The organism is Vibrio sp. 3-2(1) (assembly GCF_963887575.1).
Taxonomy (GTDB): domain Bacteria; phylum Pseudomonadota; class Gammaproteobacteria; order Enterobacterales; family Vibrionaceae; genus Vibrio; species Vibrio anguillarum.
This window is the reverse complement of sequence record NZ_CAWPGB010000026.1, coordinates 1-8,074: the sequence shown is the minus strand read 5'-3', so window position 1 is coordinate 8,074 and position 8,074 is coordinate 1. Positions and strand designations below refer to the sequence as shown.

Here is an 8,074-nt window from a genome sequence, read left to right as displayed (position 1 = left end):
AAATGCCTAACAAACGCTTCAAGAGGGACAGCCAACGCGTGGCATTTTTATTATGCGTTGGTTTTCGTGATTACGGTGTTATGCGGAAGCTTGGTAGTAGCGTTGGCTGCCCCTTAAGCGGGCGTTATGTTCTAGGAGGAAATTCGTTGAAAACTGGACTAATAGATCTCGAAGAAGTCAAAAAAGCGGTTATTGACCAATCCGATTATTTAAACTCATTTCTTGGGATATTGTCATTTACTTTAGGACTTACATGCTTAAGCTTCCAAGAACCCGAGTTGGCGGCCTTGACATGTTTAGGTATTATTATGCCGTTGTATATCAAAGCTATATATATGACACCATCCTCCCTATATGAACTTCGTAAGTTTGTAAGAGAAACCAATGATCCACATGCGATAGAAGTACTGCGGTTCTTAGAGCAAAATTACATTGGGTTAAGGGTTCTCATCACTCGAAACTTTGTATTTTGGTACGGCATTATATTTTTCTTCGTGGTCGCAATTAGTCCTGAGTGGCTATTTTGGCTACGAACATAACAAAGCGTTTAAGAGGGATTCTCAACGCTTGGCATTTTCAGTTTGATTCAACTTTAGTGTTTACGGCACAATGGTTTAGGCTAGGTGGTGGCGTTGTTCACCCCTTAACGCGGCGTTATGCGCCTGTCCTGATCATGTCCTGAAAGTGTCGTTGTCCCGTCCAGAGTGCAATGATAAATTTTACTCAATCAAATGAATTGAGATTCTTATATGACTATAGGCAAAAAAGTAAAACATCTAAGAGAGTCAAGGGGTTGGTCGCAAGAGCACTTATCTTCAGTCTCCGGCTTATCAATTAAAACCATCCAGCGAATTGAGTCGGGGAGAAAAGCATCTCTTGAATCACAGCAAGCTTTGGCGTCAGCGTTCAAGGTTGAAATAAGCGAAATTTTTTATGCTAAAACTGAAGTTGTATGTTCAACCAAAAAGAGTCCAAAAGAATACATTCTTGAGATTTACTTCGAGGGTGAATGTATTGAGCAACAAAGTTACTTTGACCCTATCATTCCTCCGTTACCTGGTGAGCAGTTTTATATTTCATTTGAAAATAGTAATTACTCTGAAGAGTACGGTAATTGGTGGGTTGTACAAAAGCGGAAACACTTAAAGTTTAATGAAAGCATCAATATTGAAACGCTGATGTTGTACTGTATTCCAGACCCTAAAAAAGGCGCATAACAAACGCTTCAAGAGGGACAGCCAACGCGTGGCATTTTTATTATGCGTTGGTTTTTGTGGTTACGGTGTTATGCGGAAAGTTAGTAGTAGCGTTGGCTGCCCCTTAAACGGGCGTTATGCCACAAGACGTTCAACATGGAGGAAAGGAAATGGATTTAAACGCAATATTACTATTTGTAGTCGCTTGTCTGGCTATCAATATGATACCTGGCCCAGACGTAATCTACATCGTCTCAAACACAATGAAAGGCAAGCTTGCAACTGGATTTAAAGCTGCAATTGGTCTTGGTGTTGGCTACTTTGTACATACATTAGCTGCGTGTTTAGGTTTGTCCGCGATAATCCTCAGCTCTGCTGTAGCTTTTAGTGCGGTAAAATGGTTGGGTGCCGCTTACTTAGTATATTTAGGTGTTCAGTCTCTGATATCTATGTGGCGTGGAGGCAGTAAAATAGTGGTTAGTGAAAGTGTTGAAACCAACAAAAATGTATTTATACAAGGCGTTATTGTTAGTGTTTTGAACCCGAAGGTAGCACTATTCTTCCTTTCATTTTTACCTCAGTTTGTCGATACATCTACGGGCTCCGCATCAATGCAATTATTAGTGCTTGGTTTGCTCTTCAGCGCATTAGCTACGCTGTGTAACGTTTTATATGCCTCAGTCGGTAGTTGGGTTTTTAGTCGATCAAATTCTCAGCGTTATTCACGAGCACTTGAGGGTGTCTCGGGAGTTCTGCTTATTGGGCTGGCAGGCAAAGTCGCAATCAGTGAGCGCTAGTGGCATAACAAACAATTTAAGTGTGATTCAGCACGCGTGGCATTTTTGGTATGCGGTGGTTTCGGTGTTGAAGTGCTATGCGGTGGCTTGGTCATTGCGTGCTTCACACCTTAATTGGGCGTTATGCAACTCAGGTAAATTTAGGGGCTCAATCTTTTGGATTTCTCCGGCCATTCGTTTTGTGTTGTCGGCAAATGAGCACTTTTATCCTCAAATCCGTGGTTCACTCAAGCCGTAAAACAGCTAAGGTTCTTTGTTTGCCTCAATCAGTTTTAGCGCTGGCGCGTTGTGAATCTTGCGGGCGCAAAGTGTGGAAAGGGCAAGTTTATCGAGCATTTTTTACTTGCTGAAGTTTTCGCTCGTTGAGTTTGTCTCATTCAAAAGCTTGGTTTGTTGTTGAAAGGTGGGCTTTGTTTTGGCGGCTTATTTATCGCAGTTCTTGCTTGGGTTGATTCTTGAATCACTCAACCATTGCAATTGTGGCTTTTGGTCGTGTAAATTCAGTTTATCTCATTGAATTTGCATAACAAACGGCTCAAGAGGGATTGCCAACGCGTGGCGGTTTTAGTGCAAAATTGAAGTTCAGTGTTTACAGTGTGTTTTTTGAGTTCGGCGATGCGTTGTCAACCCCTTAGCCGGGCGTTATGTGACTACCTGCTTGCCCGTATTAGACGCAAAGCAGGTATAGTTATTATTTTTTTGCCATACTTTCTAAATTGTTGGCTTGATTCTTGTCGGGATTGGATCTTAGGTAAGGATTAGAAGAGTTTGGGTGAACGGCATGAGCGTTAGCAATTCCACCATTGTCAGCAATACGAATAGCAGTCTCTAAGGGTGTATATGTCAAGTTTCCAGCGAACTTCACTGAAGTAATATTTCCTTTGCTATCACATTTTGCATCTACAATTGTCTTTGTCATTTCAATCTCCTTTTTTGTGATGACGGTCACATTATAGTTATTTAATTTTTAGTATGCAACATCATTTAAATCACATAACAAACGCTTCAAGAGGGACTTCCAACGCGTGGCATTTTTATTATGCGTTGATTTTGGTGATTACGGTGTTATGCGGAAACTTGGTAGTAGCGTTGTCAGCCCCTTAAGCGGGCGTTATGTGGCAGGAGAGAAAATATGACCCCAGCAGCAGTTCTTATTCATGTCCCTAATGTAGAACAGGGGTTAAGTTGGTATCAAAAAGCCTTTTCTGACGCGAAGCCTGTTTATCACTCAGATTTTGATTTTACAGTGTTAGACCTTAATGGCTTTTCTATTGAAATAGTGCAAGCTGATGAAAAGGTGGGCTCTGGTAAAAATGGTACTGTTCTTTATTGGTCGGTAAACGATTTATCCAAGTCATTAGCATGCTTTGAGGCTCTTGGCGCAAAGCTATACAGAGGCCCAATGGAAATAGAAAATGGGCTTTCAATGTGTCAAGTAGAAGACCCATTTGGTAACTTAATTGGCTTACGAGGCAAAGCCACATAACAAACGCTTTAAGAGGGACAGCCAACGCGTGGCATTTTCACTATGCGTTGGTTTTTGTGGTTACGCATGCTATGCGGAAGCTTGGTAGTAGCGTTGTCTGCCCCTTAAGCGGGCGTTATGTGAATTGGAGAAATTGAGTATATGAAGAAGTTAATCGCTATATTTATAGCCGTCTTTTGTCTAGCTTCGATTGGTGCTCAAGCTAATGATCATCAGTTAAAAAATGCGTATGAAAATCATCAAAGTGATATTCAAGTTCAAGGCTCAGGCACGGTCATTCGCTTGTTACCTGATGATAACGAAGGGAGTAGGCATCAAAAATTCATATTGAAACTGGACAGTAAACAAACTTTACTTGTTGCTCACAATATTGATTTAGCTCCTAGGGTTTCAAATCTAAAAGTTGGCGATCGAGTCCAGTTTTACGGTGAATATGAATGGAACAAAAAAGGTGGTGTCATGCACTGGACGCACAAGGATCCAAATAATAAACACCCGCACGGTTGGTTAAAGCACAACAGCAAGACGTACGAGTAAAATTCACATAACAAACGGCTCAAGAGGGATTGCCAACGCTTGGCGACTTTAGTGCAAAATTGAAGTTCAGCGTTTACAGTGTGTTTTTTGAGTTCGGCGGTGCGTTGTCAACCCCTTAGCCGGGCGTTAGGCAAATAGGTAAAATATGAATAAACAGTCCCTTCCTAGTGAAGAAATACTTCTTTGTTCCAATTGCTTTAATGATGAAGGCTTAAGAATAGATGCATATAAGGTAGGCAGCGAATCTCAAGAAGAGTGCCCAAACTGTGGTACTTCAGGGGGGAGCAAGCTTACTAAAGATTTGATTAAAGGTTTGGCTTGGCGCTTCTTTGTCAGCGGCACTACAATTCGTTGTGATTATGGTGCTGCGCCTGTGATTCAAACCAATGAGTCTCACTATGGAAAAAGTGATATAAGTCCATCGGCATGGTTAAAGAAGGATATCAAGTTAATAGAAGACGCGGCTCAAATTGGTTTTTTCCATTACGGTCCACGTTTATGGATGATCGGTGAAGTTGAACCGCTTAAAGATTTGCAAAATGAAAGCACACGAGACGGTATTATCAAACGAGTAGTACACGAGTACCCCGAAAAAACAATCCCTATCGGGACTAAATTTTACCGTTTGAGAATTAGCCCTAACAAGCCTTCTGCGCCCATGGAATATGACAGCCCACCAATTGAATTTTCAGGCAGAGGGCGCTTGGACTCATCAGATTTATCTGTTATGTACGGCTCCCAAGATCTTGACGTTTGTATTCATGAATGCCGAGCTTCGGTGGATGATGACATATATGTAGCTACGCTAAAAACTATTAAAAACTTGAGGTTGTTGGATCTAACTCATGTTCTGGAAGAGAACTCGACAGAATTTGAGAGCTTAGATATGGCTATACATATGTTGTTTTTAGCTAAGTCTCATTCCTATGAAATCTCCCGCGCCATAGTTAAGGCCGCTAAAAATGCAGGTTATGATGGGGTTATCTATCCTTCATTTTTCAGCTTAATTAGAACTGGAGGGCATCCATTCGAAACTTCTTATGGTTTGTCATTACGTAGGTATCACCCTGAACGAGAAAAGTATGCACAAGCTTACACCATAGAAAATTTGGCTCTTTTTGGATTTCCACTACAGTCTAAGTTAGTAGAAATGGTTTCCATTAACCGGCTTATCATCACTCACGTTGGTTACCAAGGACATTTCGGTCCTGTAGAGTATTAAGTTGAATCGATTGGCAGTATTTGCCTAACAATCAATTTAAGAGGGATTCTCAACGCTTGGCATTTTTGCTTCTACTTCAAATTTAGTGTTTATGGCACAATGCTTTAGGTTTGGGTGGAGGCGTTGTTCACCCCTTAATTGGGCGTTAGGTTTCTAATAATAGGAGTAGTACGTGGAGTGTGTTGTAGATAGTAATTGGATTTTTTCTTTTTTGTGGTCAGCATTTTGGGTGTTCCTAATTGTACAAATGGATAGGGCAAATGGCTTCAATTCAGGCTTAAAAGATGTTTTTAGTACTCCAATTGTTAGCTCTTTTTTCATTACCTTAATTTATATTTATTTCACCTTCGAAATGCCTGAGTCTACCGATAAAGGATTGGTGGGTCTGGTGAGCCGAATTTTATATGCTATAAATTATGTGAAATGTAGTTTTGTATCCGTTTTAAATGTTTGGGGTACAATTTTAATGGTTGTTGCTATATATAAGTTTATAGAGAAAAACTTTCCAACGGTCATCGATGATTTAAAAGAAAAGATAATGGCTCTAAAAGACAGGTTTGGTAAGTAAAACCTAACAATCTGTTTAAGAGTGATTCGCAACGCGTGGCATTTTTACTATGCGTTGCGGTTTATGTTTTAGGTGGTATGCGGAAGCTTCGGTATTGCGTTGCTCACACCTTAACAGGGCGTTAACTGTTTAAATCGAGGTTTTGATGGAATCAACAATTAGAGTAATTAACAAAGCGTTGTCAGATATCGATGATGTTTTAAAAACTCGAAAAGACTTGCTGAAACTTTGCGCTATTTACGATCAAGTTCAGTCGGACTTGAACATAGGTCATTCAGAAGACATGATCTTAAGAAATAAAGTGTTTGTTCCCTACGTAAATGAAGCACTAGAAAAAGAGACTCGAATTAAACGGGCAATGGTTTCTGCTTTTACTGAAGTCCCGACACTAAAGAATCTATGTGAAAGGGAGCTAGGTAAAATTTGTCCTCCGGATCAAGTCACAGAAACAGATGTTTTTACAGTTATGTTGACATTTGGTGGAGGGCATTTTGATCATGTTCTTCGTCACTATGGATACTTAAACAGTTAACAATCTGTTTAAGAGTGATTCGCAACGCGTGGCATTTTTACTATGCGTTGCGTTTAGTGTTTAAGGTGGTATGCGGTAGCTTCGGTATTGCGTTGCTCACACCTTAACAGGGCGTTAGCATTATTTAGAGATGATAAAATGAAAAATGTGTACTTAATTGGAAATGGCTTTGACTTAAATCTTGGTTTAAGGACAAGTTACAAAGACTTTGTAATCTCTGACTATTTTATGAGGAATGTAGATGGAGACTCAGAACTTTTCAATCACCTTTATGAAGTTCATCAAGACTCTAATTGGATAGATATTGAAAAGGAGTTAGAAGAGTTTTCTAAAAAGTGCACTGACTATCATGGACTATTATCTGACTATAAAAAACTATGCCAATCATTAAAAGATTATATACAGTCAATCGAGATTTCATCTATTAACCGGGAATCTAGTGCTTATCGACTATTTTCCGAGAGTGATTTAGAAGATTTTGTAGTGGTCAATTTTAACTATACTGACTCTGTTTATCACATCTTGAAGTCTTTGGGCTATGGGGATGAAGTTAGAGAAAAAATCCTTCACGTTCATGGCAGCGTAGCTCAGGATGAAATAATTTTTGGTGTTGATGACAAAGCACATATTAACGAATTGCACACGTTCCTATACAAGTCTACTAGTTCTATCTTTAATGGTAGTAGTTGTATTGAAGCTTTAGGTAATTTTGATAAATTGCATGTTTTTGGTCATTCGCTTGGAGAATCTGATCACATGTATTTCGGCTTTCTTACAACTATTAGATTTAGCTCGCCTCGTTTAGGTATGCTCAAGTCTATTAATCTCTACCATTATGGAGAAGAGGCAAAGTACGATATTTATCGACAGCTACATGCGTTGACAAATAACGGCGTTTCAGAGCTAAAAAATAAGACTCTATATAAAGATATTGAGTTAAGTAAATAATGCTAACAATCTGTTTAAGAGTGACTCGCAACGCTTGGCATTTTTGCTATGCGTTGCGTTTAGTGTTTAAAGTGGTATGCGGTAGCTTCCGTATTGCGTCGCTCACACCTTAACAGGGCGTTATGTGTTTGATGAGTTTTTAGGGTCAATCCTACGATTTCATTGAGAATTCGTTCCGTGTTTTCGGCAAGTTGGCTTGGTCGAAATGGATTCTTGAACAACCTGAGATTGATCGTTTTTAAGGTTCTTGGGCTGCCTCAATTGAGTTTTGGATCTGGTTTGTGTTGGGTTTCGGTGGTTTCAAATCGCTTCAATTGAAATGTCTTTTTGACTGATTTGCTTGCTGACATTCAGCTCTGGAAGTTTGGTAAAGCAAAAAATTTAGCGGTTGCTGAAAGGGCGCTTTCTTTGTTGTTGATTCTGCAAGTGGCTCTCTTTGGCTAAGATCGCTGTGAAATTTAGGTTTTGGTAAGCATCGTTTTGCACGTAACTTATTAAAATCTCTTCCTTTCTACGGTGGTTTACTTTGAATTCACGGTAAAATTCACATAACAAGCAATTCAAGTGGATTCTCAACGCGTGGCAGTTTTACTATGCGTCAGGTAAAGTGTTTTACGGTGTCATGCAGCGGCTTGGCCAGTGCGTTGTTCACCACTTAATTGGGCGTTATGCAACTCAGGTAATTTTAGGGGTTCAATCTTTTGGATTTCTCCGGTCATTCGTTTTGTGTTGTCGGCAAATGAGCACTTTCACCCTCAGATTCGTGGTTTACTCAAACCGTAAAACAG

9 protein-coding genes and 1 pseudogene are annotated in these 8,074 nt (G+C 39.9%); 9 read left to right on the top strand and 1 reads right to left on the bottom strand.

The genetic code is table 11. The annotated features are described in order from the left end of the window. From AACQ79_RS10890 to AACQ79_RS10880, 3 genes and pseudogenes are all read left to right on the top strand, one after another. Positions 1-539 (top strand): annotated as a pseudogene (locus AACQ79_RS10890) (hypothetical protein); the annotation flags it as partial. A gap of 210 nt (positions 540-749) precedes the next feature. Further along, entirely contained in the window at positions 750-1,217 is a 468-nt protein-coding gene (locus AACQ79_RS10885) for a helix-turn-helix domain-containing protein (RefSeq protein WP_094165775.1), read from the top strand. 149 nt (positions 1,218-1,366) lie between these two features. After that, complete coding sequence (locus AACQ79_RS10880; protein ID WP_045590234.1) at positions 1,367-1,993, top strand: LysE family translocator; 627 nt, start codon at positions 1,367-1,369, stop codon at positions 1,991-1,993. A 691-nt stretch (positions 1,994-2,684) separates the two neighbouring features. On the opposite strand, the gene AACQ79_RS10870 is transcribed toward AACQ79_RS10880, so the two are convergent. Next, on the bottom strand, positions 2,685-2,912 hold the full coding sequence (locus tag AACQ79_RS10870) for a DUF3892 domain-containing protein (RefSeq protein ID WP_170899850.1): 228 nt from the start codon (positions 2,910-2,912) through the stop codon (positions 2,685-2,687). A 213-nt stretch (positions 2,913-3,125) separates the two neighbouring features. Here AACQ79_RS10870 and AACQ79_RS10865 point away from each other — a divergent pair, with 213 nt between their 5' ends. The 6 genes from AACQ79_RS10865 to AACQ79_RS10840 all read left to right on the top strand — a co-directional run bounded on the left by AACQ79_RS10865 (position 3,126) and on the right by AACQ79_RS10840 (position 7,286). Next, positions 3,126-3,479 carry a glyoxalase/bleomycin resistance/dioxygenase family protein gene (locus AACQ79_RS10865; RefSeq protein ID WP_064626895.1) on the top strand — a complete coding sequence of 118 codons (354 nt, stop codon included), beginning with the start codon at positions 3,126-3,128 and terminating at the stop codon, positions 3,477-3,479. 141 nt (positions 3,480-3,620) lie between these two features. Then, on the top strand, positions 3,621-4,016 hold the full coding sequence (locus tag AACQ79_RS10860; protein WP_170899848.1) for a DUF3465 domain-containing protein: 396 nt from the start codon (positions 3,621-3,623) through the stop codon (positions 4,014-4,016). A gap of 145 nt (positions 4,017-4,161) precedes the next feature. Next, a complete protein-coding gene (locus AACQ79_RS10855) occupies positions 4,162-5,238 on the top strand; it encodes an RES family NAD+ phosphorylase (protein WP_058562145.1) in 1,077 nt (358 codons plus the stop codon). 172 nt (positions 5,239-5,410) lie between these two features. Next, the gene (locus AACQ79_RS10850) at positions 5,411-5,806 is read left to right on the top strand and encodes a hypothetical protein (RefSeq protein ID WP_170899847.1); all 396 of its coding nucleotides are present in this window, start codon (positions 5,411-5,413) and stop codon (positions 5,804-5,806) included. Between the two features lie 145 nt (positions 5,807-5,951). After that, entirely contained in the window at positions 5,952-6,338 is a 387-nt protein-coding gene (locus AACQ79_RS10845) for a hypothetical protein (protein ID WP_170899846.1), read from the top strand. A gap of 138 nt (positions 6,339-6,476) precedes the next feature. Then, positions 6,477-7,286: an AbiH family protein gene (locus AACQ79_RS10840; protein WP_170899845.1), complete on the top strand. Its 810-nt coding sequence runs from the start codon at positions 6,477-6,479 to the stop codon at positions 7,284-7,286. Positions 7,287-8,074: the final 788 nt, after the last annotated feature.

Bases quoted from the DNA above. Each gene is read 5' to 3' on its own strand.
- AACQ79_RS10885 (WP_094165775.1), top strand. From the start codon at position 750: ATGACTATAGGCAAAAAAGTAAAACATCTAAGAGAGTCAAGGGGTTGG.
- AACQ79_RS10880 (WP_045590234.1), top strand. From the start codon at position 1,367: ATGGATTTAAACGCAATATTACTATTTGTAGTCGCTTGTCTGGCTATC.
- AACQ79_RS10870 (WP_170899850.1), bottom strand. From the start codon at position 2,912: ATGACAAAGACAATTGTAGATGCAAAATGTGATAGCAAAGGAAATATT.
- AACQ79_RS10865 (WP_064626895.1), top strand. From the start codon at position 3,126: ATGACCCCAGCAGCAGTTCTTATTCATGTCCCTAATGTAGAACAGGGG.
- AACQ79_RS10860 (WP_170899848.1), top strand. From the start codon at position 3,621: ATGAAGAAGTTAATCGCTATATTTATAGCCGTCTTTTGTCTAGCTTCG.
- AACQ79_RS10855 (WP_058562145.1), top strand. From the start codon at position 4,162: ATGAATAAACAGTCCCTTCCTAGTGAAGAAATACTTCTTTGTTCCAAT.
- AACQ79_RS10845 (WP_170899846.1), top strand. From the start codon at position 5,952: ATGGAATCAACAATTAGAGTAATTAACAAAGCGTTGTCAGATATCGAT.
- AACQ79_RS10840 (WP_170899845.1), top strand. From the start codon at position 6,477: ATGAAAAATGTGTACTTAATTGGAAATGGCTTTGACTTAAATCTTGGT.